Annotated in this window: 25 protein-coding genes; 17 read left to right on the top strand and 8 right to left on the bottom strand. The window is 40.4% G+C overall.

Annotated elements, in window-relative coordinates:
* The first annotated feature begins 23 nt into the window (after window positions 1–23).
* A complete protein-coding gene (locus tag V7Q04_RS05110; RefSeq protein WP_333803849.1) occupies window positions 24–1856 on the top strand; it encodes a mechanosensitive ion channel family protein in 1833 nt (610 codons plus the stop codon).
* A gap of 6 nt (window positions 1857–1862) precedes the next feature.
* Here V7Q04_RS05110 and V7Q04_RS05105 read toward each other — a convergent pair whose 3' ends face one another.
* Window positions 1863–4367 carry a chemotaxis protein CheW gene (locus V7Q04_RS05105; protein ID WP_333803848.1) on the bottom strand — a complete coding sequence of 835 codons (2505 nt, stop codon included), beginning with the start codon at window positions 4365–4367 and terminating at the stop codon, window positions 1863–1865.
* 181 nt (window positions 4368–4548) lie between these two features.
* On the opposite strand from V7Q04_RS05105, the gene V7Q04_RS05100 reads away from it, so the two are divergent.
* Window positions 4549–5070 carry a ferritin-like domain-containing protein gene (locus tag V7Q04_RS05100; RefSeq protein WP_333803847.1) on the top strand — a complete coding sequence of 174 codons (522 nt, stop codon included), beginning with the start codon at window positions 4549–4551 and terminating at the stop codon, window positions 5068–5070.
* Window positions 5071–5179: 109 nt separating this feature from the next.
* On the top strand, window positions 5180–6034 hold the full coding sequence (locus tag V7Q04_RS05095) for an EamA family transporter (RefSeq protein WP_333803846.1): 855 nt from the start codon (window positions 5180–5182) through the stop codon (window positions 6032–6034).
* Between the two features lie 7 nt (window positions 6035–6041).
* On the opposite strand, the gene mmuM is transcribed toward V7Q04_RS05095, so the two are convergent.
* Genes mmuM through V7Q04_RS05080 form a run of 3 tightly spaced genes read right to left on the bottom strand, consistent with a single transcriptional unit; the run spans window position 6042 to window position 9616 of the window.
* Complete coding sequence (gene mmuM / locus V7Q04_RS05090) at window positions 6042–6977, bottom strand: homocysteine S-methyltransferase (protein WP_333803845.1); 936 nt, start codon at window positions 6975–6977, stop codon at window positions 6042–6044.
* Between the two features lie 42 nt (window positions 6978–7019).
* Window positions 7020–8312 carry a nitrogenase iron-molybdenum cofactor biosynthesis protein NifN gene (nifN, locus tag V7Q04_RS05085; protein ID WP_333803844.1) on the bottom strand — a complete coding sequence of 431 codons (1293 nt, stop codon included), beginning with the start codon at window positions 8310–8312 and terminating at the stop codon, window positions 7020–7022.
* Window positions 8297–9616 (bottom strand): nitrogenase component 1, encoded by a 1320-nt coding sequence (locus V7Q04_RS05080; protein ID WP_333803843.1) that lies wholly within the window; start codon window positions 9614–9616, stop codon window positions 8297–8299. Before V7Q04_RS05080 ends, nifN begins: the two co-directional genes overlap by 16 nt.
* A gap of 158 nt (window positions 9617–9774) precedes the next feature.
* On the opposite strand from V7Q04_RS05080, the gene V7Q04_RS05075 reads away from it, so the two are divergent.
* The 7 genes from V7Q04_RS05075 (at window position 9775) to V7Q04_RS05045 (ending at window position 13918) form a co-directional block, all read left to right on the top strand.
* Window positions 9775–10188 carry an Rrf2 family transcriptional regulator gene (locus tag V7Q04_RS05075; RefSeq protein ID WP_333803842.1) on the top strand — a complete coding sequence of 138 codons (414 nt, stop codon included), beginning with the start codon at window positions 9775–9777 and terminating at the stop codon, window positions 10186–10188.
* Window positions 10189–10201: 13 nt separating this feature from the next.
* Window positions 10202–10597 (top strand): MoaF-related domain-containing protein, encoded by a 396-nt coding sequence (locus tag V7Q04_RS05070; RefSeq protein WP_333803841.1) that lies wholly within the window; start codon window positions 10202–10204, stop codon window positions 10595–10597.
* A 13-nt stretch (window positions 10598–10610) separates the two neighbouring features.
* Window positions 10611–11093 carry a nuclear transport factor 2 family protein gene (locus V7Q04_RS05065; RefSeq protein ID WP_333803840.1) on the top strand — a complete coding sequence of 161 codons (483 nt, stop codon included), beginning with the start codon at window positions 10611–10613 and terminating at the stop codon, window positions 11091–11093.
* 15 nt (window positions 11094–11108) lie between these two features.
* A complete protein-coding gene (locus tag V7Q04_RS05060) occupies window positions 11109–11741 on the top strand; it encodes a DsbA family protein (RefSeq protein WP_333803839.1) in 633 nt (210 codons plus the stop codon).
* A gap of 207 nt (window positions 11742–11948) precedes the next feature.
* Window positions 11949–12326, top strand: coding sequence for a DUF362 domain-containing protein (locus V7Q04_RS05055; protein ID WP_333803838.1), 378 nt, complete (start codon window positions 11949–11951; stop codon window positions 12324–12326).
* Between the two features lie 4 nt (window positions 12327–12330).
* Window positions 12331–12714 (top strand): NifB/NifX family molybdenum-iron cluster-binding protein, encoded by a 384-nt coding sequence (locus V7Q04_RS05050; RefSeq protein WP_333803837.1) that lies wholly within the window; start codon window positions 12331–12333, stop codon window positions 12712–12714.
* Window positions 12686–13918, top strand: a complete 1233-nt coding sequence (locus V7Q04_RS05045) for an FprA family A-type flavoprotein (RefSeq protein WP_333803836.1) — start codon at window positions 12686–12688, stop codon at window positions 13916–13918. The genes V7Q04_RS05050 and V7Q04_RS05045 overlap by 29 nt, the downstream gene beginning before the upstream one ends.
* On the opposite strand, the gene V7Q04_RS05040 is transcribed toward V7Q04_RS05045, so the two are convergent.
* The 4 genes from V7Q04_RS05040 to V7Q04_RS05025 all read right to left on the bottom strand — a co-directional run bounded on the left by V7Q04_RS05040 (window position 13883) and on the right by V7Q04_RS05025 (window position 18037).
* Window positions 13883–14302: a response regulator gene (locus V7Q04_RS05040; RefSeq protein WP_333803835.1), complete on the bottom strand. Its 420-nt coding sequence runs from the start codon at window positions 14300–14302 to the stop codon at window positions 13883–13885. The two genes, V7Q04_RS05045 and V7Q04_RS05040, sit on opposite strands and share 36 nt — an antisense overlap.
* Window positions 14302–15504 (bottom strand): PAS domain-containing sensor histidine kinase, encoded by a 1203-nt coding sequence (locus V7Q04_RS05035; RefSeq protein ID WP_333803834.1) that lies wholly within the window; start codon window positions 15502–15504, stop codon window positions 14302–14304. The genes V7Q04_RS05040 and V7Q04_RS05035 overlap by 1 nt, the downstream gene beginning before the upstream one ends.
* Window positions 15492–17273 carry an EAL domain-containing response regulator gene (locus V7Q04_RS05030; RefSeq protein WP_333803833.1) on the bottom strand — a complete coding sequence of 594 codons (1782 nt, stop codon included), beginning with the start codon at window positions 17271–17273 and terminating at the stop codon, window positions 15492–15494. The genes V7Q04_RS05035 and V7Q04_RS05030 overlap by 13 nt, the downstream gene beginning before the upstream one ends.
* A 95-nt stretch (window positions 17274–17368) precedes the next feature.
* Window positions 17369–18037, bottom strand: coding sequence for a response regulator transcription factor (locus V7Q04_RS05025; RefSeq protein ID WP_333803832.1), 669 nt, complete (start codon window positions 18035–18037; stop codon window positions 17369–17371).
* Window positions 18038–18156: 119 nt separating this feature from the next.
* Here V7Q04_RS05025 and V7Q04_RS05020 point away from each other — a divergent pair, with 119 nt between their 5' ends.
* The 7 genes from V7Q04_RS05020 to V7Q04_RS04990 all read left to right on the top strand — a co-directional run bounded on the left by V7Q04_RS05020 (window position 18157) and on the right by V7Q04_RS04990 (window position 25156).
* Window positions 18157–19251: an HD domain-containing phosphohydrolase gene (locus V7Q04_RS05020; RefSeq protein WP_333803831.1), complete on the top strand. Its 1095-nt coding sequence runs from the start codon at window positions 18157–18159 to the stop codon at window positions 19249–19251.
* 64 nt (window positions 19252–19315) lie between these two features.
* Window positions 19316–20743, top strand: coding sequence for a nitrogenase cofactor biosynthesis protein NifB (gene nifB / locus V7Q04_RS05015; protein ID WP_333803830.1), 1428 nt, complete (start codon window positions 19316–19318; stop codon window positions 20741–20743).
* Window positions 20744–20761: 18 nt separating this feature from the next.
* The gene (gene nifV / locus V7Q04_RS05010; RefSeq protein WP_333803829.1) at window positions 20762–21874 is read left to right on the top strand and encodes a homocitrate synthase; all 1113 of its coding nucleotides are present in this window, start codon (window positions 20762–20764) and stop codon (window positions 21872–21874) included.
* 4 nt (window positions 21875–21878) lie between these two features.
* Window positions 21879–22136 (top strand): hypothetical protein, encoded by a 258-nt coding sequence (locus tag V7Q04_RS05005; RefSeq protein ID WP_333803828.1) that lies wholly within the window; start codon window positions 21879–21881, stop codon window positions 22134–22136.
* Complete coding sequence (locus tag V7Q04_RS05000; RefSeq protein ID WP_333803827.1) at window positions 22129–23124, top strand: leucine-rich repeat domain-containing protein; 996 nt, start codon at window positions 22129–22131, stop codon at window positions 23122–23124. The genes V7Q04_RS05005 and V7Q04_RS05000 overlap by 8 nt, the downstream gene beginning before the upstream one ends.
* 35 nt (window positions 23125–23159) lie before the next feature.
* Complete coding sequence (locus V7Q04_RS04995) at window positions 23160–23822, top strand: uracil-DNA glycosylase (RefSeq protein ID WP_333803826.1); 663 nt, start codon at window positions 23160–23162, stop codon at window positions 23820–23822.
* Window positions 23819–25156, top strand: coding sequence for a hypothetical protein (locus V7Q04_RS04990; RefSeq protein ID WP_333803825.1), 1338 nt, complete (start codon window positions 23819–23821; stop codon window positions 25154–25156). Before V7Q04_RS04995 ends, V7Q04_RS04990 begins: the two co-directional genes overlap by 4 nt.
* Window positions 25157–25168 lie beyond the last annotated feature (12 nt).

Below are 25168 nucleotides of genomic sequence, written 5' to 3'. Positions count from 1 at the left end.
TACAACTATTTTGGAGAAAATTAATGCGGATTATTGCGCTTCATATCAGTCTATTTTTTGCCCTACTGCTAGGCAACCCTCTGTTTGGTGATGATCAAAACAGCACTTTAATCAATGCCGACAAAACAACCTATACCAATCTTTTAAAAACCATTAATGACTCTAAAATATCCAATGACGAAACCGCTTTGCAAAAAATATTGCTTGAAAAGCTCATCAATGTGACACCTTCGGTCACGATTACACCTCCAAAAACACCTGAAAACATGGATGATTATAGTCGACTCTTTAGCCGTTACATGGACAATGTTGTTAAAAAAGACATGCTTACTACAAAAATACATTCCATTAGCACGAAAATTAAAACCTTAGAAAAAGAGCTTAAAAACTTAGACAATGATCCTTTAGCGCAACGTACACTGCAACTGCAAAGTGCTTTGTATCTTAAATCAGTCCAAGAGTACAAAGAGCAAAATGATGTCATTAGCAAAGAAATGCCATTGATTGAAAAAATGTTAATCGACACATTGAACACTTTTACGTTTGAGCCACAAAGTTTAGCAGCGAAAACACTCTCCAATCAAGAAGAAGCTTTTAAATTGCGCTCTTCCATGGAAAATATCTTGGTCAAAAAAGAACGATTTGAGCTTTTGGGAGATAAGCGAGATAGAGGGGTCTCACCTAATTTAATTGCAAGCACAAAAGAGAATTACAACAAAGCCTTACAAGCGAGTGTTGCCTCGTTATTTTTAGAGTTTTCCAATGCTTTAAAACTGAAAGATAACAAAGCCTTTGCTTTAGAAAAAAAGATGCTTGACGAAATTTCCAATATGGAAACACCTCACGCCATCAAAGATGACATCGCTTCTTTATTGCACAGCATGGAAAAGAGCTATCTTGGAACGATTGATACGATAACGGGTTCAACCACACAAGAGTTCAAAAACATCCTAAAAGCCTCATGGATGATGATTAGTGAGCCTGTTTTTACGGTCAATGGAACACCCGTTAATATTTTTAAACTTATCCTAGCAGCGCTCATCTTTGTCATCGGCATTTTTATTGGTGGATTTTATAAAACAAGTATCAAAAAGATAGCGTCTAACAGCAAATCTATCAATTTAGCAACCCGTACCATGTTGGCAAATATTGGTTATTACCTCATCGTCATTACCGCCTTTTTTATAGCCCTCAATATCTTGGGTATTGATCTTTCCTCCATCGCACTTGTTGCAGGTGCCCTTTCTGTGGGTATTGGTTTTGGTTTGCAAAATGTCGTTTCAAATTTTGTCTCTGGCATTATTTTGATGTTTGAGCGAAGTATAAAAATTGGCGATTTTGTAGAACTCTCCGATACATTACGTGGTCATGTTTCAGACATTCGTATGCGTTCAACAACGCTTAATACCAATGGTAATATAGATGTCATCGTCCCCAATCGCAATTTTATTGAAAGCAATGTTATTAACTGGACCATGCACGATAAACTCAAACGTTTCGATATTCCTTTTGGTGTTGCCTATGGTACAAAGCCTGAACAGGTGATAGATATCATCGTTAAAGCCGTAGATCAATGTAACTATAAAGACGTCATCAAGACACCAGAGCGCTCTACCAGTGTTGTCATGACAGGTATGGGAAATAGCAGCGTTAACTTTGCACTGCAAGTATGGATACACGGTGAAGAGATTTTAGCACCCACCAAAACAATGTCGAGGTTTTACGTTCTCATCTACAATACACTCAACGAAAATGGTATAGAAATTCCTTTTCCACAGCAAGATTTGCATATCAAAAGTATTGACACACATGCCAATGAAAAATTAGAGATACAAGCAAAAAAAGAAGAATTGTAAAGACCATTAAAGGGTGTTTTTCTCCATCATTAAGTAACGTTCTACCTTCAAAGGATCAAGAATAGAGAGCATCTCTGCCTTTTCTTGCCCGACATCAGACTTCACGATGGCTTTGGTGAGTGTGTGCTGACCCATCATCGCTTGACTGGTCTCATCCACACAACGCTCGGGCACTTCGGGGCTGTCTTGTACCATGTCAATAACCAAACCAAATGGCTTCTCTTCACTGCCTTTTAGCACAACAATGTGATGCAACTCTTTAGAGTATGCGATGTCATGGTGAAAATATTTGGCTAAGGATGCTACGGGGATCATTTTGTTATTCCACGTAATCATACCTACATAAATCTCATCACACCCGATCACCTGTGTGACATCTTGACCTTCAAGTGCGGCATAAATTTGCTGGCTCTCGATGGCAAAAAGATTGCCATTCATCCAAAATGTCGAGAGTTCAACCGTCTTCTCTGATGCGCCTACTTTAGGGTAGAGATACTGTTTCTTGCCATTTTTACGTACATCTTCCACGCAAGCCTCTTGGTTTGCGATCTTAATACACACAATGGCGGTTACATCATTGCAGTAGCCATCGCTGCATTTAAACTCTCGATAGCCTTGCGATTTGCCTTTACCAAGGATGTAGTACTCATCTTTAATCAACACCATATTTTCCATAGAATCACAAAAAACACATCGCTCTCCTATAAGAATAGCAGGATTGGTCGAAGCGATGACACTGTTGGTTTTACTCTCTATAAACAGTGCAAAGGAGCGTTCATCTACGCCTACAACATCTTGAAGCATCGCTTCAAATTGTACTTCCGCATCAAAGACAATGCCAATGCCACCTTGTGCCTCTTTAACCCCTTCAATAAATATAGGCGCACTATAGATATAAGTGTGTTTTCCATCGTAAAGCTCTGTTCTCTCAAAAGGACTAACCACATACTCTTTGGAGCTTTTAAGTGCCAGTGTTTGTGCAATGTAATGTGCGCCTATGCGCTTACCAATGAGGTGTGCGTACTTTTCTTGACTCACCGCGATCACACATCCTTGTGCATCAAATAAAAAGAGATTGCTATAGACCGTATAAAGGGCATTAATGGCACTGAGTACCTCAGTAATCTCATGTCCAAACTCTTTGCGAATGCTCGCAAACTCTTTGTATTTTGCGCTAAATGCTTTAATAAACACAGGACTCAACGCCCACCACCTGCAATCATTCGCACGCTCATAAAGGTTGCGATCCATAATATCTATAGCAAGTTTGGCATTAAAGCTTGCATCGTTAATAAACGAAGCGACAACCGTCCAGTTAAGATTGCCAATGGACTCTTCAAATGTTTTTTTGGTTTGCGCCCCTGTGCGTGAAATCTCATTTAAGAGTGATTTTGAAAAAGAGTTATCGCCACTTTTTTGGTTAGCAATTTGCACGTTTCCATTCCAAATGGTCATATCAAGACGTCTTTGTATGGCTTCGGCTTTGGTGGGAATACTCGTAAACTCTTCAGAGAAAAGCGAGGAGTTTTTAATGATCTTGATCTGCTCTTCTGTAAAAGGCACCTGTGCTTGTTTTTGTTGGAAAGCAAAAGCTAATGGCATCAGTGCATGTCCCATCCAGCCTAGCCCGTAAAAACCTTGATAACCTTTGGTTTTTTGTGTCTTTGCCACATATTCGCTTCCTGCAAAAGGGACAATATCAAAGTGCTTTAAGGCAGTCTTTTGGGGTGCGCCAAGAGCGTAATGAAAAGGGGCACTGCTGTAAATGGTACTATTGTTTTCATCTAAGAGAAGAATGTCAGCCCATGTTTCATTCTCTATAAGATTGGAGATGATGACACGCATTTCATCTTGAAATTTAAACACAAGGCAAAGCACGGCAAGCGGTGTACCCATAGCATCGCAAACACGGTAGCTGTAGAGCAGGCTCTCTTTTTCACTGACCAGAGGGAAAATGCCAAAGCACTCCACGTACTCTTGTGACGTATGCATCGCTTCATAAATGAAGGAACTTTCTATCTTTTTTCCTATTTTGTCGTCTTCACATGAAGCGATAAGCGTACCTTCAATATCAAACAGCAACACGTCATTATAAACGCTGTATTTTTCGATGTATTCATGGAAACGATTTTGAAGCGAAGGTAAAAAAGCCTCTTGCTCTTCTTTATTTTTCTTTGCAAAATCACAAATGATGGTATCCATCGCTAAGAAGCCTATGTCTGCGGTACGTTCAAAGAGATTGCGAATTAAAATATCAATCGCCACTTGCGCTTTAGCACCAAGCTCCACAGAGAGCTTTTTAACCGTCTCTTCGGAAAGTCGCTGCAAGAGTTGTTCAGAAAGGTTGCTAAAGGCTTGTCTGGTCTCAGAAATGTCCATACCAATGTTACTCATCTGCCCCAAAAGTGAGAGTAAATTCCAACGCTCAGAGAGTTGATCGAGTGACTTTTGATAAGCAACAACTTCAGGAATGTAGGCATTATATCGTGCAGTATGGCTTTGTTCGGACATAAAAATAGACCTTCTTTCGTGATAGAATTGAGAAATAAAAACTGGAATTGTCTTAAAAAGCAGATGGTATTTTTTTCAATACTATACAAAAAGTGTTCCGTAGAAATTCCTTCACAAACAGTCGTTTCAAATCCTGTTTTTATGGTAGTATTTACACAAAGAAATTTTGAAGGAGTGCCTTATGAAAAGAGATAAAAGTATCGAATTACTCAACCGTGCCATTGCCGATGAGCTCTCAGCAGTGCATCAATATATGTTCTTACACTTTCATTGTGATGACCAAGGCTATGACCTACTTTCAACCCTCTTTAAACGTACAGCTATTGCTGAGATGTTGCATATAGAACGCCTTGCCGATCGTGTGCTTTTCTTAAAAGGAACGATTGAGATGAAAGCTTCCGAAGAAGTTAAACAGATCACCGAGGTAAAAGCGATGCTTGAATTCGCAAGAGCCAGTGAAGAAGAAGCTATCGAAACCTACAATAACTTTGCCATTGAATGTGGAAACAATGCCGATAGCGTAAGTAAAAAACTCTTTGAAGAACTTGTCGTGGACGAAGAAGGTCATTACGCTGAATTTGATGATGAGATGGAAAATATGCTGAAATTCGGCGAGCAATACTTAGTCCTTCAATCCATGGAGCGTAGTAAGAAAAAAGCAACCGCAATGGCAGCTGCTGCGATGGCTAATAAGCCTGCTTAATGTTTTATATGTAAGGATTTTTTCTTGCATATAAAGCAAACTAAAAAGGTATGCCATAGATCCATGCATTAAGGCAACTCATCGCATTCAAAAGATATACTTTTCAACCATGAAAACCCAACAAACCGAAAATCAAACAACTTTAGGCATACTTGCCATTTTAGCATCAAGCATCAGTGTCAATGCAGGTGCGGCATTTGCCAAACATCTTTTCCCCCTCATCGGTGCGGCAGGCATGACCACATTGCGCATCGGTTTTGCAGCACTTATTTTGATGATTATTTGCCGTCCATGGCGCAAACTTCCTGATCTTCAAAGCCTGAAAACAATCGCACTTTATGGCATTATTTTAGGGTTTATGAATCTTTTGATTTACCAAGCGTTTGCCAGAATTCCTATCGGTATTGCTATCGCTATTGAAATCTTGGGACCTTTAGGCGTGGTACTTGCCAGTGCCAGACGTGTGATTGACTTTGTTTGGTTTATACTTGCAGTCGTGGGACTTTGTCTCTTTCTCCCATTACAAACCAACGAAGTTTCGTTAGACCTTGTGGGTATCTTATTTGCCATCGCCGCTGCGTTATCGTGGGCGTGTTACATCCTTGTTGGTAAAAAACTCTCCTCTGGCTCAACCTTAAACACCGTAGCACTGGGTATGTTTATCGCCACCTGTGTGGCTGCTCCATTTGGCATTATGGAAGCAGGAATGGCTTTACTCTCCCCTTCTGTTTTGTGGATGGGACTGCTAGTTGCTCTGTTTTCAAGCGCATTGCCGTTTCCCTTGGAGATGATGGCGCTTAAACGCTTGCCGACGCATATCTTTAGCATTATCGTCAGTGCATCTCCCATCATCGCGGCTTTATGCGGTTGGATCATTTTAGGGGAAGAACTTTTACGCCATCAATGGATTGCCATCTTTCTCATCGTTATAGCCATTGCAGGAAGTACATTTAAAAAATCATAATGGTTCTTTAAGCTCTCACCCATTTGGCTATTTGAGCAATGTCCTCGGGCGTCGTTTGACAACATCCTCCAATTATCTTAGCACCCTTTTGAAACCACCCATATGCCATTTTACCGTACGACGTGCTTTTAGAAATGCCATCCCATGTTTTTGTAAGCGCATTGTAGGTAGAGCCACCATTGGGGTAAACAATGATGGGTTTTGAAGAGACCGCTTTGATCTCACTGATGAGCGATTCGATGTATTGCGGAGCCGTACAGTTTATCCCAATAGCTACAATCTGCTTTTGAGCCTCTAAAAACTGAGCGCATTCACGCACACTTTCGCCACTGTTAATGTGTGTTCCATCTTTGGCACTAAAACTTACCCATGACGATACTTCTGGGTACTCTTTTAAAAGCGCACACAATGCTCTCACTTCCATCAAACACGGAATCGTCTCACACGCTAAAAGATCGGGCTTGGCTTCAATGAGTGTTGCTAGACGCTTACGATGAAAACGCATCAGTTCTTCCACGCTTAGCCCATAATTGCCCGTAAATTCCGAACCATCAGCTAAATACGCCCCATAAGGTCCTACGGAAGCGGCAACCAAAGGCTTTTGCCTTTTGGTATGATTTTTGGAGTCTTTCCAAAAATCATCACGAACATTTTGAGCGATTTTGACAGATGATTGAATAAGTGCTTTGGCTTCTGCTTCGCTCATTCCTCTCTTCATAAAACCCTCATACGTCGCTTGGTAACTCGCCGTTGTCACACAATCACTGCCCGCTTCGAGGTAGTCTTTATGCACTTCACCAATCGCTTCAGGCTTTTCCATCAAAAACTTTGCTGACCACAAAGAGTCGTTGATGTCATAACCTTTACGCTCAAGCTCTGTACCAAAGGCTCCATCAATAATGAGTACTTTTTGCTTTGAAAGTATTTCCGCAATAGGGTTCATTGCATATTCTCCCTCTTTTTGGAACATACTAACATTTGTTATTTAATGATGCCCTAAAAGATTTGCTACTTCACAAAGGAAATTGCAACTGCCTTCATACAAAATGTTATGACGAAGTCCAACACCCACTTGCTCATAATTTGGAAATCCTCGAATGAGAAGCGCTTTATGATGTTGATGTGCAATTCTCTCGCCATGGTAGTTAGCCATCAGCATGTCATACTTGGGCAGTGCCTTTTCAACATCTTCAAAATCTCCAACAGAAACATGACACGTAAAGCTTTCTTGAATGGAACTTCGCTGAGCGATGAACGCCTCAACACTTGCCCCTACTTCTTGTAACGCTTTGGCGATGCCATACACACTATCTGGTTCATCGGCTATGACTATTTTTGCTTTTCCAAGCGTAAAATGGGTGTCTAAAAGAACATCTTGCAAGCGAGCACGCCAGCGTTTGACAACACTTGGAACACTCATTTCATGGGTATACGCTAATATTTTCGCGTAAAAATCATCACTGGCTTCTAACCCTATAAGACTATCAAAATGCAGATGCGTACTTTGAGGAAATTTCTCATGAAAAAGCTCACCGCATTTTTGAACCGAACGCCCGATGGAGAGAACAAGCCCAGCATCTCCAAGCTTTTCTATTTCGGCGACACTGATGCCACCACTGCTAAGTGCACCTTGTTTAACCCCCAAATGCCCATCCAATGAATCACTTAAATCTGGAAGTGCGAATACATTAAAGTCCATAATTTCTAGTGTCTCTTTGAGTTTTTCCACCTCTATCGGGCTTAGATTGACATTGGGGATGAGAAGTACTTTATCTTTTCGCATGTTGCTCGTTGGAGCGATGAGTTGTGAGATGATATTTTGAACACTCAAACTCCAACCACTCTCCAACCCACCTTCAAAATCAGGCGTATGCACATAAACAATTTTTTGCTTTTCTTGGAGTAACAGACTCGCTCCCTTAATGTCATCGCCTTTGGTTTCCGTCATACCTGTGGTAAAAAGCCCTACCAAATCAGGCGTAACCTTTTTGGTGATGTTCTCAATCGCTTCGGAAATGCCACGCTCACCGCCATCAATGACCGCAGTAATGTCATTGACCGCAGTGGTTTGAATGGCGATAGGGTCATTAAAATGGCGTGTAAAAAGTACTTTCGTAAACGAAGCACACCCTTGCGCTCCATGCATCAAAGGCATACAGTTTTTAATGCCTAAAAATGCCAAAGTAGCGCCCATCGGTTGGGAGAGCTTAAGAGGGTTTACATGTAAAGGCTTTACCGTAGCCGTTTTAAACGCCTTGATGTTCATTGTAGCTCCCATGGTGCGACCTTTCCAACAATTTTAAAGACTGGATTTGCAAGTGCTGCGCATACATCGATGGCAAGGTTTTCAAGTCCACCGTATGCGCCATAACTCACTTTTTTTTCTTGATTGACATCCACAAAAGCGATGCGCTTTTTAATCGCTGTATAAAGACTACGTCCACCCGCCAGCAAAATGTCCACTTTATGCTCATCAATGAGTTTAGGCTGTTCAACGCCAGGGTTTTTAAAGACAATGGGCACATACGAACTTGCTATCGCGACATCTTCTTCGGTTGCTTTTTGAACACAAGTTGCCACCACTTCGATGCCGATGTCTTGCAATGCCGAAGCAATAGACCACGACTTGTTGCCACCTGTGTTTAAGATGGCTTTTTTATTTTTGAGCATCACATGGTACGGCTTCAAACGCTCAACCAAATTCGCCTCTTCCTCGGTAATAATCACTTCCGCTTTGGCAATAAGTTCAGCATCACCAAACGCATTCACGATAGAGCGAATGGCATTTGAAGTATCACGTTTACCGTAAAAAGAGACACTGACATAAGGGATGTTGTAGCGTTCTTGCATTTTACGGCACAAGGTGACTAAGGACTTCGCACAGACGATGACATTGAGCTTCGCGGTATGAGCTGTTTGGATATCTTCAATGCGTCCATCGCCTGAAAGTGTAGCAACGACTTTGATACCAATGCGTTCAAGTATAGGCTTATACTGCCACATATCACCTGTCACGTTATAATCACCAATCAAATTAATGCCATACGGATGCACAAATTCTGGCTCGCGTGTACCCACCAGTGCATCTAAAACCGCTTCACCCGCAAGACGTGAGCCTAAGTTCTTACTGCCAACAAACCCAGGAGAATGTACCACGACAATGGGTATGTTAAACTGCTCCTCTGCACATTGACAGGTGTAGTCCATATTATCACCGATCATCGCTGTGACACAGGTTTCATAGACAAAAATCGCCTTAGGCTTTTTATGTTCTACGATGTACGAGATTGCGTCAGCAAGCTTCTTGTCACCGCCAAAAATGATGTCTTGCGTGGTCACGTTGGTGCAATAGCCTAGTGGTGTGTTGTTTTCACCCTCATAGCTTGTAAGCGTAGCTCGAGTCTCCCACGAAGCGCCAAGACAAGTGTCGGGACCATGCACCAAATGCACAGCATCCGCATAAGGAAAAAGTGATATTTGCGCTCCCTCAAACGCACACCCTCCGCTCGTCGCTCCAGGTTTCGGTTTATCACAGCTCGCTTTTTTGGTTTTGTTATGAGAACAAGCACTCTCGTTTAACAAATCCTTGATCAGTTTTTTGTTTACCATACTAAGAGAGTTGCACAATTCATTCCATTCTGTGCAATAGACTTCTTACAAATTTTAAAAGTATAATTTCACGTTACCCTTGACATATTAACAACTTGTAACTATAATGGTTACAACTAAAAAGGATTTTTATGAGAATTAGCACAAAGTTTTCTGTTGCTGTGCATGCATTACTTTTAGTTGCGACAGAAAAAGAGCCCTGTACTTCCGCGCTTATCGCAGGGAGTGTCAATACAAATCCTGTCGTTATAAGACGTATTATAGGGCTTTTGCAAAAAGCGGATTTACTGTCTGGCATTAGGGGGAAAAGTGGTTATGTGTTGAAGAAAAAAACAGATGAAATAACACTTTTGGATATTTACAACGCTGTTGCAGTGAATGAATCAATGCAACTTTTTAGCATCCATGAAAATCCAAATATAGACTGTGAGATAGGTGCTTCCATTCAATTTTTACTTGAAACCATTATGAATGAAGCTCAAAGTGCCATGGAAACTGTTTTAAAAGCGGTTACGTTAGAGCACTTGATTCGTAAAATACCTTAAAGGCAAAGAATCCATGAATTTTAAAACATTATTGATGTCACTGTGTTGTTTAACACTCGTATTAAGCTTTATAGGTTGTACAAAAGATGCGCCAGAAAAAAGTGAACCCTTGACATTGGCTGGAAAAACATTTGAGTACGATTATGGTACTGCCGTGTATCGTGTTAACTATAAATCAACCGAGACATTACATTGGAAAGCCATCAAAGGCGAAGAAGCTGGAAAAGAATCAGATGAAACATACGCATTACAGCAACTTAATCCATATACCTTCTTTGTATCATGGATTGAAGCAGATGGTTTAGGTGTAAGTCTTGTCTTAAATCTCAAAGAGAAAAAAATCAATGCCTTTTTGAAAATTGACGCTGAAATTATTCCACTCAGCGGAACCGTTACCGAAATCAAATAAATAGGACAAAAAGATGTTATTGAAAAAAATGTTGAAACTTATCTCGACGGCACTCATCGCTTCGTTTGTTGCACTCGTACCAGCTGCAACTGCCAGTGATAACACCCATGCAAAAGAAGAAACAAACCGCCAAATTGTGCTTGATTTTTATGAAAAAGCGCTCAATCAAAAAAACCTCGATGCGGCTATGCCCTATCTTGGCAATCGCTACACCCAGCACAATCCCAATGTCAAAGATGGTCCTGATGGGCTTAGCAATTACATTGTTTTTCTACGTGAGAAGTTCCCACAATCTCACAGTGAGATTAAACGCTCTTTTGCTGAGGGTGATTATGTCATTTTACATGTACATGCTGTACGTGAACCAGGAACACTTGGCAGAGCCATCATCGATATTTTCAAATTGGAAAATGGAAAAATCGTTGAGCATTGGGATGTAGCCCAAGCCGTTCCTGAGAAGTCAGAAAACAACAACACCATGTTTTACAACAATTAAGCCAAAAGAGACAATATGGCTAAATTATATTATTTACTCGACCCATTGTGTGGTTGGTGTTATGGCGCTTCAGGCGCTGTTTCTAAACTTGTTGAGACGTATGGCATTGATGTTTCCTTAATGCCTACGGGTCTATTTTCCACAGGAAAAGTGCGCAAAATGGATGCTGACTTCGCAGCATATGCTTGGGAAAATGATCAAAAGATTGCACATATGACAGGGCAAAGTTTTACTGAGGCATATCGTAAAAATGTTCTTGGCGATCGTCAACAATTTTTTGATAGCAGTGCCGCAACAATGGCGTTGACGGCTGTCATGTTAACAAATCAAGAAAAAGAATTTGAAGTCCTTAAAGCAATTCAGCACGCACGCTATGTTGATGGTAAAGATATCACTTCCCTCACAACGCTGACGCATATTTTAAAAACGCTTGAGCTTGAAGATGCCTCCATGATGCTTGAGGCTAACGATAAAACACTCATCGAAGCCAATCACACGCGCATCACCAAAGCACAGGCTTTCATGCAGGAATTTGGCGCCAATGGTGTTCCAACATTTATTGCTCAAAGAGAAGAAAAACGTTGGCAAATCCCTACAAATGCACTCTATGCTAACCTCGAAGCAGTAGTGCACCAATTAAAAGACTAAGCCTTTCCTCATATAATTTTTTCTTTTTAGTCTTTTCTCTGACTTTGAAAAATCCTTTATGGAACACCTCTTGCAAATACACAGATGTGTACCTTTAAAAACCCTTACTCAACACCCACGATGCGATCAAGCCCTTTTTGCATCGTGGGCTATTTTTCAGCAAGGCTTTTTTGAGTTACTAATCCATTCCCATCAAAAGGATTTATCATGGCAGTAAGAATTACAGAAGTATGTATCAATTGTGACAGTTGTATCGACGAGTGCCCAGCAACAGCAATCGTTAGTGCAAGCGATTCACCGATTAATGGTGACACAACGTATGTTAAACCTGAAAAATGCATCGAGTGTTCCGATGGTACAACACCAAAATGTGCAGATGCCTGTCCAACAGAGGGTGCTATCGTATGGGATATGCCTTATACGGCTGAGTACAATGCGTACTATGTAGCGGGTCATGAGAGTGGTCTTTATAACATTCGTGAGCATAAGAAAAACGGCATCATGTTCCCAGAGATTTCTCCTAAGCCTTACCGCGAAGCGATCTCTATTGCCGCGCGTCAAGCTCAAACGCCTGTAGCGGAGTAAAAACATGAAAATAGCATTTGCATCGACAGATAACATTCATGCCAATGACCACTTTGGCTGGTGCAAATGCTACTATCTTTATGAATTATTGGAAGATAGTTTTGTCTTTCTTAAAGCGCTGGATTCTTCCAAGGAGATTACTGAAGAAGGCGACAAACTCGCTTATAAAATCGAATGCTTAGAAGATGCCAATATTTTATGTGTTTCACACATAGGCCCGCGCGCTTCATTGATGGTCAAGGGTTCAGGTATTTTTGTTCTCAAAGTTGAAAAAGAAAATGAGCGCATTGATGCGCTTTTAAACTCACTCATTACGTTAAAAAATAGCAATCCGCCTCTTTGGATGCAAAGGTTTCTCCATGCACCAACATCCCATAATCATAGCTAAGGACATCTATTATATAGGTGTATTTGACCCCAATATTCGAACCTTTGACATTGTGATGCGCACTGCAAATGGTTCAAGTTATAACGCTTATCTTATCAAGACTGATGAAGGTGTCATCATCGTCGATACGGTTAAAAAAGAGTTTCAAGCTGAATTTTTTGCTCATCTTGAGGCATTGTGCACGTATGATGAAATCAAATACGTCATCATCCATCATATCGAGCCTGATCACTCGGGGGCACTGCCTGAACTCATCCGAAAAGCACCCCAAGCCAAGGTTCTCATCTCGCCTCAAGCAACCACGATGCTTAAAGCCCTCACGAACACCGAAGAGATCAACTTTGAGACGATTTGGACCAACAAACAGCTCTCTTTGGGCGGTAAAACCATCACCTTTTTAACCACACCCTATCTGCATTGGCCTGAAACTATGAGCAGTTATGTCCATGAAAGCAAGTTACTTTTTAGTGGCGATGTCTTTGGTTCACACTACTACGACAAGCGTCTATTTAACGATAAAGTGGGTGATTTTTCCTATGCGTTTCAGTACTATTATGACCACATTATGCGTCCGTTTCAAAGCTACGTTAGAAGTGCGTTGAAACTGTATGAGCGTTTTGATATAGCCCTGATTGCGCCACTTCATGGACCAATTTTACGCGACAATCCACAGCAATATATCGAGTCCTATAAGCAATGGAGCCATAAAATTGACACTGAAATTTCTGGTAAAAAAATCCTCTCGATCTTCTATCTAACCAGCTATAAAAATACGCAAGAGATGGCACAAATGATCTTTGAAGGGTGTGAGAGTGTTGAAGGTGTCGTCGCAAATATGTACGATCTAGCTTCCATTGAAGAGCAAAATATGATGGCCATTTTAGAAGAGAGCGATGGCTTTTTAATCGGCACACCCACTATCAATGCCGATGCCCCTAAACCTGTGTGGGACTTGCTTTCATGTTTGATGTTTTTAGACAAACAAGGAAAGTGTGCGGGGGCTTTTGGCTCATACGGTTGGAGTGGTGAAGCGGTCGATCATATCTTGGCACGACTCAAATCCCTTAAATTAAGGGTTCCTCCACTAACACCTTTAAAGATTAAATTGATTCCCTCTCAAGAAGAGCTTCAAACGTGCTATGAATTTGGCGTCGAATTTGCAGAAATTTTACAAGGAAAATTGATCGAGATCGATCTTGCCTGATCTTTCAGGAATACAACAGTCGTAAATCTTTTCAAAAAGTTCATCCATATCATAAGGCTTCACGAGATATTCATTCACACTAAGCGTTTTGGCTTGCTCCATGTGGCTGTCCTGACTGTGAGCAGAAGTGATGATGATGGGGATGTCCCTATTTTCAATGCGAATGCGATCTAACATGCGAAAGCCGCCCATAAAGGGCATTTGAAGATCAGTAATAACAATATCGGGGGTATCTTTGTAAAAACGGTACAAACCCTCTTCTCCATTTCGTGCGGTATAAAACTCATCAAAAACTGTATCAAAAATCGAAAAGAGCGAATCTAATACATCTTTTTCATCTTCTATGATCAAAGGACGAATACCTTTGAGTCGACTCAAATCCATTATGCTAATCCTTGCAGTACAATTTCAAACTTTGCACCCTCTGTGCCATTTTTCACACTGAGGCTACCATGCATATGCTCTTCAACAATAATTTTACTCATATAAAGCCCTAACCCCGTTCCGTGCTTTGCACCTTTGGTTGAAAAATAAGGCTCAAAGATATAAGGCATAACGACCTTGTCAATACCGCCACCATTATCTTCTATGGTAACAATCACCGTGTTATTTTCCCCACGTTTTGCCTCAACAACAATCTGTTTGGCATAATCACCACAACTCTCTAAAAGCACGTCTTTAGCGTTGTTAAGAATGTTGATAATGGACTGACCAAACTCATTGGGGAAGCTTTCCACTTTAAGCTCATCTTCTCCATGAAAGCTAATCTCGATGCCATGGGCTGCGACAATAGGCTTCACCATCTCGACCGCATGGGCTAACTGCATTTTTACATCAAAAATCTTTGTCGATTTATCGGGTTTAAAAAAGTCTCTAAAATCATCAATCGTCTTAGACATCTGTAAAATCTGGCGCATGGAATCATTTTTAAACTCATCCATAACCGAGTCATCCAATTTATGCAGTTTGTATTTAAAAACAATATTTTGAGCTAAAAGAGAGAGTACATTAAGGGGTTGACGCCATTGATGGGCTATCATGCTGATCATCTCACCCATTTGGGCATGACGGGATTGTTGAAAAAGCATCATCTCTTGCTGACGATTTTTCTCGATTTGAGCTTTGACTTGTATCTCTAAGTTGTCGTTGAGTGCTTGAAGTGCGTATTGTGCTTCTTTAAGTTCACTCAGATCAATGACAGCTGAAACGCGCAATTTCTTTCCAAAGCTTTTCATATCAGAACCGCGTACAAGGGCTGGAAAAGTTGTTCCATTTTTACGTAAAAGCGTACATTCGTACATCTCAGTATGGCTATTGGTGGATTGCTTTTGCACCAATTCTTTTGATTCTGGGGCAATAAAAGTAAACATAGACTTACCTAAAATCTCCTCTTTATCGGTTCCACCAAAAAATTTCAATGCTTGTGCATTAATTTCAACAACAAGCCCTTTATGTGAAATAACCAATCCCTCAATCGCAAAATCAATCAATTGTTGAAATTTTTTACGCTGTATAATAAGCACATAAATCCACAGCATCCCTAAAAGTAAAATACCCCCAAGGATAATAAACATCATAGTTGACATTGTAGCTCCAAACATGGCTCACCGATATAGTAGCCTTGAAACTCATCCACGCCAATGTCTACAAGAAGATCAAAAATTGCTTTGTTATGAACATACTCCGCAATGGTTTTAACATGTAAAGCTTTGGCAAATGAGACAATACCTTTAACAAGCTTCAACGTTTTTTCATCGGTATCAATACACTTAATTAAGCTACCATCAATTTTGAGGTATGCAGGGTTCATTTCCATTATGTACGTAAAATTTGAATATCCTGTTCCAAAATCATCAATCGCGATAGGACCATCATCATATTTGATGTATTTCAAAAAACTTTTAATGGTATTGTAGTCGGTCACTTTTTCGCTCTCAATGACTTCAAAAACGAGATTGATCGTTCTTTTTTCTTCTTTCATCGCCACAATCTTAGAACGCACCATATCTCGGATATCTTTGTTGAGCATATCTCTAAAACTAAAGTTGATGGAAAATGTCACGGTAGGATGCAGTGTCATCATCTCTAAAACTTTTTCGATCATTCGATGGCTTAGACTATCGTACTGTTTTGTCCGACGCGCAATATCTAAAAAATAGTACGGAGAAACGTACTGTTCTTGCTCTAATTTATCTTTGGTTTTAATACGAATCAGTGCTTCATACTTTATAATTTGCCCATCAGGGTTGCAAATAGGCTGAAAGAAAGGAACAACATTGTCTTTATCAAGTGTATCAGCGATGACATCTTGCCAATAAAAATCATTGGCTAACGATTCCGTTTCATCCAAATTACTGGTGTAAACGACAAAGCTTTTGCCTGTTTGTTTTGCAAAATCAAGTGCTGTAAAGGCTTTATTGAAAAGATTTTCTTGATCAAATGTCACACCCATAGAGATATTGACTAAGATTTTTTCATTGAGGTCTGGGATTTTAAGCTCAATACCATTGAGCACTTCAAGCGTTTGCGTAATATCTTCGTAAATATGCTCAGGATCAAGCTGTGAATCAAGGCGTAACATCACAAACTCATTGGAAGAGATACGGAAAACATCATAGCACAAGGAGATCGCGACATCTTTGAGATGGCGAGCAAACTCTTTTAAGATCTGATTGCCTATTTCAAGACCATAGAGTTTGTTGTAGTTTTTAAAATTGTCAATATTTATTAGAAATAAAGAGGGTACTTCTACAGGTTGTATCTGCATCAAAATGTTATCTAAGGTATTTTTATTGGGCAGTTTCGTCAATGCATCCGTATGCAGTTGCTCTTCTAAGGCAGATTGTTGCAATTCAATGGTTTGTTTAAGTGAGCTGGTATAAGCTCTGTGTTCTTCTTTCAGTAAAATCGTCTCAACCGTCGAAGCCAGAGAATCTAAAAGTTGATCGAGTTCAATGGGTTTGAGAATATACCCATCCACACCTAAACGAATCGTCTCAATCAAATACTCCGCATCATTGTGCGCTGATGTCACGATAATAGCCGTTTCTTTGCAGATTTTACGAATTTTAGCGATGAGTGCAATGCCATCCATTTTAGGCATTTTTATATCTGTAATGATAAGATTATAGCGTTGTGTAGAGGTTTCTTGGGGAATACCTAAATGGGGAATAGCAATTTCAGCATCTAAAAACATATCATATGCACTCTGCCCATCACTGGCAACATCAACAGAGTCAAAAAACTCATTTAGAATTGAGTGGGTATATTTTCGCGTTACTTCATCATCTTCAACGTATAAAATACGAATATTTTTACATCGAGATTTCAGACTCTCCATTGCTGATGTGTCCATCATTTTCCCCATGTTTTAGATCTATATCTGGATTATACTCCAAAAATATGGTCTATTATCAGTTTTTTATGAGGATCATAAGAAATGTAACACTTTTATAACACTAAACGATACCCAGTTCCATATTCAGTCATAATGTAGCGTGGCTTCTTTGGGTCATCTCCGAGCTTTTTACGAATATTTTGAATATGATAGTTTAAAGATTGTGGTGAGCTCAAAGATGAGAGGTGAATGGCTAAAACATTGCGATAAACCACTCTATTTTTGTTCTCTATGAGGAAAGAAAGGATTTTGTACTCGATGGCAGTTAAAGAAAGAGGTTTTTGGTTCAGTAAAATGGTTTGGTTATTGTAATCAACCGCTAAATTATTTTTCTTAAATTCAAGTTTGATCATCGAGCAACGCTTTAAAATTGCCCACATACGAACTTCGAGCTCTTCAAGCATAAAAGGCTTGCATAAGTAGTCGTCTACCCCGAAACGAAAGGCTTGTACTTTGGCTTCCAAATTTGAGTGACAGCTTAAAACGATGATAGGAATAGTTGTTTGATTGTTAATTTGCTTAATGACTTCAAATCCACTAAAATCAGGGAGACTAAGATCTAGCAATAAAATATCATACTGTTGTGCTGAGAGTTTTAAAAGACCGTCGACGGCTGTTTCTGAAATATCAAGCTCAAACCCTACACTCTCTAAATACTGAGCGACCTGACCTGCCGCATCATAGTCATCTTCTATTAAGAGGACTTTAATTTTCTTTTGCATTTTGATAACCACTCCAAACTTTTATTGTTTTGTATTATACATAAAGGATATGATTTTGCATATAACAAATTAAAACTTTGTTATAATTCTGTTACATCTTCTATAGCTAAGAGACCACCATGAACACAGCGGAAAAACAGCTCGCTATTTTATTAGAGTTTGGTAAAGTCATCAACAGAACAAAAAGTTTAGATGATGTTTTAGAGTCTATGGCAAATTTTGCAAGGGACATCCTTCAAGCAGATCGTTGCTCTATCTTTGTTTACGATAAACAAAAAGATGAACTTTGGTCTAAAGTAGCACATGGCACTAAACCAATTCGTATCAGCACAAAACAAGGCGTTGCAGGCTATGCCGCACTTTCCAAAGAGACGCAAATTGTTGTGGATGCCTATAATGACTACCGCTTTAACCGAGAAGTCGATAAAGCAACAGGCTATCTCACTCAAACAATCCTGTCCGTTCCACTCTTAGATAACCAAGAAAATACGATAGGTGTGTTTCAAGCCCTCAATAAAAAAGATGAAGGTATCTTTACCAATATTGATGCTGAACTTTTACTTCTTATCTCCAATTATGCAGCCTCTGCCATTGAAAATGCCATTTTGTATGACAAACTTCGCGATACACAAACAAAGATTATCAATAAACTAGCAAGTGCGGCTGAATTTAAAGACCAAGAGACATCCAAACATACCAAACGTGTAGGACTCTATAGTGCGCTTTTAGCTGAAAAATATGGCATGTGCCGTGATGACATTACCAAAATAGAACTCGCTGCACCTATGCATGATGCTGGTAAAATTGGTATTGCGGACAAACTTTTACTCAAACCAGGTAAATTAGATGAGGAAGAATTTGAGATGATGAAAACTCATGCACAATTAGGACATGACCTTTTGTTTGATGACGAAAATGAGTACCTCAAAACGGCTGCACTTATTGCACTGGAACACCATGAAAAATGGGATGGCTCGGGCTACCCACGGGGTAAAAAAGGCGAAGAAATTTCTATTTATGGAAGAATTGTTGCCATTGCCGATGTTTTTGATGCACTCATTTCAGTACGCCCTTATAAAGATGCTTGGAGTTTTAAAAAAGCGCATGAACATTTGAACAAAAGTAGCGGTACCCATTTTGATCCTGTATTAATCACTCTTTTCAATGAAAATATCGAAAAAATTCACGCCATTTATCAGGAACTGAAAGACTAATCGTTTCCTGCCTAAGGAACACTTTGTGCAAACTTTAGAGTAAAGAAATTCTAAAGGATCGCACATGAGTTGTTCTTGTACATCATCAACCAACACCCAAAATGAACTTCATGCCAGCATCTTGCAAAAGATTAACAATCACCCTTGTTATAGCCAAGATGCCCACCAACATTATGCGCGTATCCATGTTGCCGTTGCACCTGCTTGTAACATACAATGCAACTACTGTAACCGCAAATACGACTGCTCCAACGAGAGTCGCCCTGGTGTTACGAGCTATAAACTAAGCCCTGAAGAGGCAGTCAAAAAAGTTTTACATGTAGGCGGTCTGATTCAACAACTGAGCGTCGTAGGCATCGCAGGCCCAGGTGATGGACTTGCCAATCCAAAGCAGACCTTTAAAACGTTTTCTCTTCTTAAAAAGTATGCGCCAGACATCAAACTCTGTCTTTCAACCAATGGTTTGATGATTCATAAGCATATTGATGAGATTGCAAAGTACAACATTGAACATGTTACAGTCACGCTAAATACGGTCGATGAGACAGGTGAAATTGGCTCAAAAATCTACCCATGGGTTTTTTACGACCACAAAAAACATCGTGGTATTGAAGGAGCTAAACTTCTCCTTGAAAAGCAACTGTTAGGCATTAAAATGCTCGTTGAACGAGGCATCTTAGTTAAAGTGAACTCGGTACTTATCCCAGGTGTAAATGAAGAACACCTACCATTTGTTTCGCGCAAAGTCAAAGAGCTTGGTGTCTTTATCTTTAACGTCATGCCACTTATGTCCAAACCAGAGTTTGGTACAAAGTTTGGCTTAGATGGCATTCCGAGTGCGAGCCACAAACAACTCATGCGTGCCCAAGAAGCGTGTGATGTCAATGTCAAAATGATGCGCCACTGCCGCCAATGTCGTGCCGATGCAGTAGGACTTTTAGGTGAAGATAGAAGCGATGAGTTTTTCAAAGAGAGTTTTGCAGATAAAAGCTTTGAAGAACTCTCCCATCACTATGACCTAAATCAGCGTATGAAAACACATGAAAATATCGAGACATGGAGAAGAGCCTTACGTGCAGCCAATGGACAAATCAGCCAAGAAGCAGCCAACAAAGAAGAACTCAGCTCCACAGGAAATACGATGCTGGTAGCCGTTACCACACGTGGTAATGGTCTCATCAACGATCACTTCGGTAGTGCCAAAGAGTTTCTGATCTATGAAGCAGGAGATCGTGCGATCAAATTTATCATGCACCGCAAAGTGGAGAAGTCTTACTGCATGGGTAAAGAGGGATGCGATGGAAGCTACCCAATCGAAGAGATTAAAAATGCACTTTCGGATTGCCATCTTTTATTGACACAAAAAATTGGTGAATGCCCACAAAAAGAGCTAGAGAGTATTCACCTCACGTGTGATGATAGTTTTGCGGATGAGCCTATTGAAATTTCAGTATTGAAAGGTGTACGTAAACACTTTTTTGCCGCTTCATAAGAAGCAAAGGAATACACAATGATTATCAACGATACCACACTCAGAGATGGTGAACAAGCGCCCTACGTTGCGTTTAACACCGAAGAGAAGATCGCCATCGCTTCTGCACTGTACCTAGCAGGAGCCGACGAGCTTGAAGTGGGCATTCCTGCGATGGGTGCTAAAGAGCAAGCCGACATCAAAGAGATATTAGCCCTTGATCTTCCGCTTCGTATCATGAGTTGGAATCGTGCCACTATGAGTGATTTAGAAGCTTCACTCTCGTGTGGTTTAAAAGCGGTTGATCTCTCCATCCCCGTTTCGGACATTCTCATCGAAGCCAAATTTAGAGGCGATAAAACACGCCTTCTAAAACAACTGGAAGACGTTTTACGCATCAGTAAACAAGAGGGAATTTTCGCTTGTATCGGTGGTGAAGATAGTTCACGTGCAAACCTCGGCTTTCTCAAAGAAGTGATGGAGTTAGGACAAAGTATGGGAGCCAATCGATTTCGCTACTGCGATACTGTGGGCATTATGCGACCTCACCAAATCTATGAGCACATCTCCACCCTCACAAGCCTCAACCTTTTAGACATTGAAATGCACACACACAATGACTTTGGCATGGCAACAGCAAATGCTATCAGTGGACTGGAAGCAGGAGCAACAAGTGTTAACACCACAGTCATAGGTCTTGGTGAACGCGCAGGAAATGCAAGCTTTGAACAAGTCTTGATGAGCCTTGCGCACCTTTTTGGAGAAGAGCGCATCATTAATGCTGACGCACTCAAACATGTGGTGGAACTTGTGGAAAAAGCCTCAAACCAAACTATCTCCTCAACGATGCCGATTGTGGGTAAAAACATCTTCTCACATGAATCGGGTATTCATGTCAATGGCATGATTAAGCATGAAAAAGCCTACGAAGCCTTTACGCCCCAAAGTGTGGGTATGACACGCAGTTATCCTATTGGCAAGCATTCGGGTAGTTCAACGCTTCTCTTTCATTTGCGTTCCATGGGGTACGAGCCTGAAAATGAGGTTATCAATAAGATGCTTCCTCAGGTACGAGAAATAGTGACAAACCGTAAAAAAGTTCTCAACAAGAAGGAGCTAAAAGCGCTCTATATCGCTTCAAAAGCGGGATAAAACCATGCAAGAATATGCCTTAAAAATCATCTGTGAATGCGGACAAAAGAGCATTCAAGATGCGATTGATATTTTTAAATCCACTACCCTACCCTATAAAAAAGCCAAAAAACTGGTAACCGAATGCAACCAAACCTGTTGCAGAAGACCGTTAATGGCGCTGTTCAACATGGTAGAATTTGGAGAAATTGACTACGAAGAGATTGCCTTTTTGATCGATCAGAAAAATAGCCGGTTTGATGAAGGAGCGAGCGATGAGTGAGAGCATTCGAGATTTTGCACACTGGGTTAAATCCCAAGGATTAGAGCATACGTTGCCTCGTGAACTCTCCAAACTTGAAAACCTCACAGCCCTTGATCTTAGCCGTAAAAAGCTCAAAAGCTTACCTGAAAGTATCGGAGCACTTCAAAATCTTACAGTTTTAAAAATTTCAGGTAACCGTTTAAGTGAGCTTCCAAAAAGCATTTCAACGCTTAAAAATCTTCGTAATTTGCAGTGTGAGAACAACCTTTTACAGAGCCTTCCAGAGAATTTCGGAGAGCTTGGTTCCCTTGTTATTTTAAATCTCAACGGAAATCAACTCAGCACCTTACCACAGAGCTTTTACAACTTGACACAACTGACACGTCTCACCCTTGCTGTCAATCGCCTCAGCCACTTAGATATTGCCTTTAAAAATCTCAAAAAACTGCTGCATTTAAGCTTAGATACGAACTATCTTGATAGTTTGCCTGAAGTGTTCAACTCCATGCAATCGCTCTATTATTTAGACCTTTCGTTTAATAAACTAACAACTTTGCCAGAATCACTTGGGGAAATTAAAGAGCTAGAAACGCTCATCCTAGAGGGAAATCTTTTGCAAAATCTCCCTTCCTTAGAAGCACACGATATGCTCGTCAAACTCAATCTAGCCTCTAACCATCTCACGTCTATTGACTTTGAGCTTTCAAAGCTAGAAGACTTGCAAATTCTCTCTTTGGAAAACAACTTGCTTGAGAGTGTACCAAACGCTCTGTGCCAGCTTAGCAAACTTACTTCTTTAGATCTTAGTGAAAACCGCATCACATCACTTCCCGAATGCATTGGAAATCTCTCACATCTTTATGAATTGGACGTTGAAGCAAATCTCTTGCAATCGCTTCCAAACTCAATTCAAAAGCTGACAAACCTTAAAAATCTTTTTATCGCCAATAACCACAATTTAGAGAAGCCAAACCTCCCCTCTTTAGAGTACTGTGACGTCGAATAAGGATAGTTTAACTCCTGCTTGGCTACCATATAAGAATGACTCACATTGAAAAAATACGACTTTTAAAACTTTTGTACCAGTACAGAGCTATGGGATTTGAATACTTTCAAGAGTATCGACCACTTTCCCAAAGCAAACAACCTGTATTGTCGCACAATTTAGAAGAGCTTAAAAGCAGTGTTGCACAGTGCCATCTTTGTGCCCTTGCAAAAAGTCGTAAAAACGTCATTTTTGGTGCAGGTAATCTGAAAGCCAAAGTCATGTTCATTGGCGACAATCCTGGTGTCAGTGAAGATGAAACCGGTATGCTTTTCACAGGTAAAAGCGGTGAATTGCTTGCGAACATGATCGAAAAAGTCCTCCTCATCCCTAAAGAAGAGGTCTATGTTACCACCATCTTAAAGTGTAAAACACCTGATAATCGCGTTCCCACACCTGAAGAAGTTGCGTGTTGCAAACCGTATGTGATGCAACAGATCCAAACGATTCGACCGCAAATCATCGTTGCCCTTGGATCAACCAGTTTTCATCATCTCACCGGAGAGTATGATACACCTATCGATAAAATACGAGGAAGCGTGCTCAATTTTGGCGAAGCCAAGTTGATCCCGACATTCCACCCAAGTTTTTTACTGCGAAACCCCAGTGCTAAAAAAGAGGTTTTTGCAGATATGCTAAAAGTAAGGAGCATGTTATGAAATTTTGGTTGCCCCTAGCCCTGAGTTTATTCATCTTTGCAGGCTGTACAACAACAAGCCCAACCCCAGAGCCTTATAAACCAAGTACCTACAACATTTCATCTACCGCTAAAAAAGGTACCGCAGTCAATCAAAAAAGTACTGCGTCCTATCCAGGTTCTGAAAAACAGACAATCACCAATGGTTCAATAACGGCTGCAAAAAAAGCAGAGACACTGCCTTCTTCTGAGCCTGTCATCATTGATAGCACCATTAGTTCAACCACCTTAGCCATGGCAACTCCCACACCTAAAACAAGTGTTGAGTCCCCTGCTGAGCCATCATCAACGATAGATGCATCTGCAACACAAGAACCTTCATTGGTACCTGTTGTTGCAGCACCGATGCCAAAGCCTTTGAATGATGACAGTACGATGATCAAAATTGCTGTTTTAGTGCCTCAAAAAACGATTAAAAAATACGCTATCACTTCCGTTAACTCGGTCATTTCGTATCTTTTGTATAAAAACTACTACTTTGACCTTAACGTCTTTAACTCAGGCGATGAAAGAGAAGAGTCCATTGCAAAAGCACTTGCCGATATTCAAGCAGGTGGTTATCACTACATTATAGCCCCTGTAACAGCGGATGGTGCCAATATTATTGCTAGTCGTGTCTCAGATACGCTTGTGTTCATTCCGACATTGCATCGCTCCAGTGTACGCAGTACGGGTTCAAACATCATCTTTGGTGGTATTGATTATGACCAACAAATTGCCCTTTTGGCGACCAAAGCCAATGAGCGTGTTGGAACCTTTGAAGATGGCAGTAGCTTAAGTTATCAACTCAATGGTTTTGTGAAAAAAAATAACAGCCGTGTCTTTTATGAGAAACGAGTAGAGAGTCCAAAAACAAACTTTAAACAGATGTTTAAAGGTAACAGCTCACTGAGTAATGCTTCGCTTTACCTCAACACTCAGCTTGTGACTTCAAGCTTAATTGCATCACAACTGCGTGCAAATGACATCCACCCATACACCCTACTTTCAACGCAAGTGAATTACAATCCATTACTTTTAACGTTAACACAGTATGAAGACCGAGATCATATGTACATCGCAAACTCCATCCAAAAAGCGCCACCCGCACTGGAAGAAATTAACACGATGTTTGGGCATGACATTGTCTATGACTGGGTCAATTATTCGACGTCTATCGGAGCGGATTATTTGTGTCAGCAGTTCTTTGATGGCAAAATTGCAAGAACCTTTAAAGAGAACGTCACCAATAACCAAGTTGTTTATAATACCTCATTATATCAACCTGGTCGCAGTGAGTTTATTCGCGGAAATTAAATACGTAGCCTT

The organism is Sulfurospirillum sp. (genome assembly GCF_036802865.1).
In the GTDB taxonomy this organism is placed as follows: domain Bacteria; phylum Campylobacterota; class Campylobacteria; order Campylobacterales; family Sulfurospirillaceae; genus Sulfurospirillum.
Note: the sequence above shows the minus strand (reverse complement) of the source record. Positions and strands in the feature narration are given on the sequence as shown.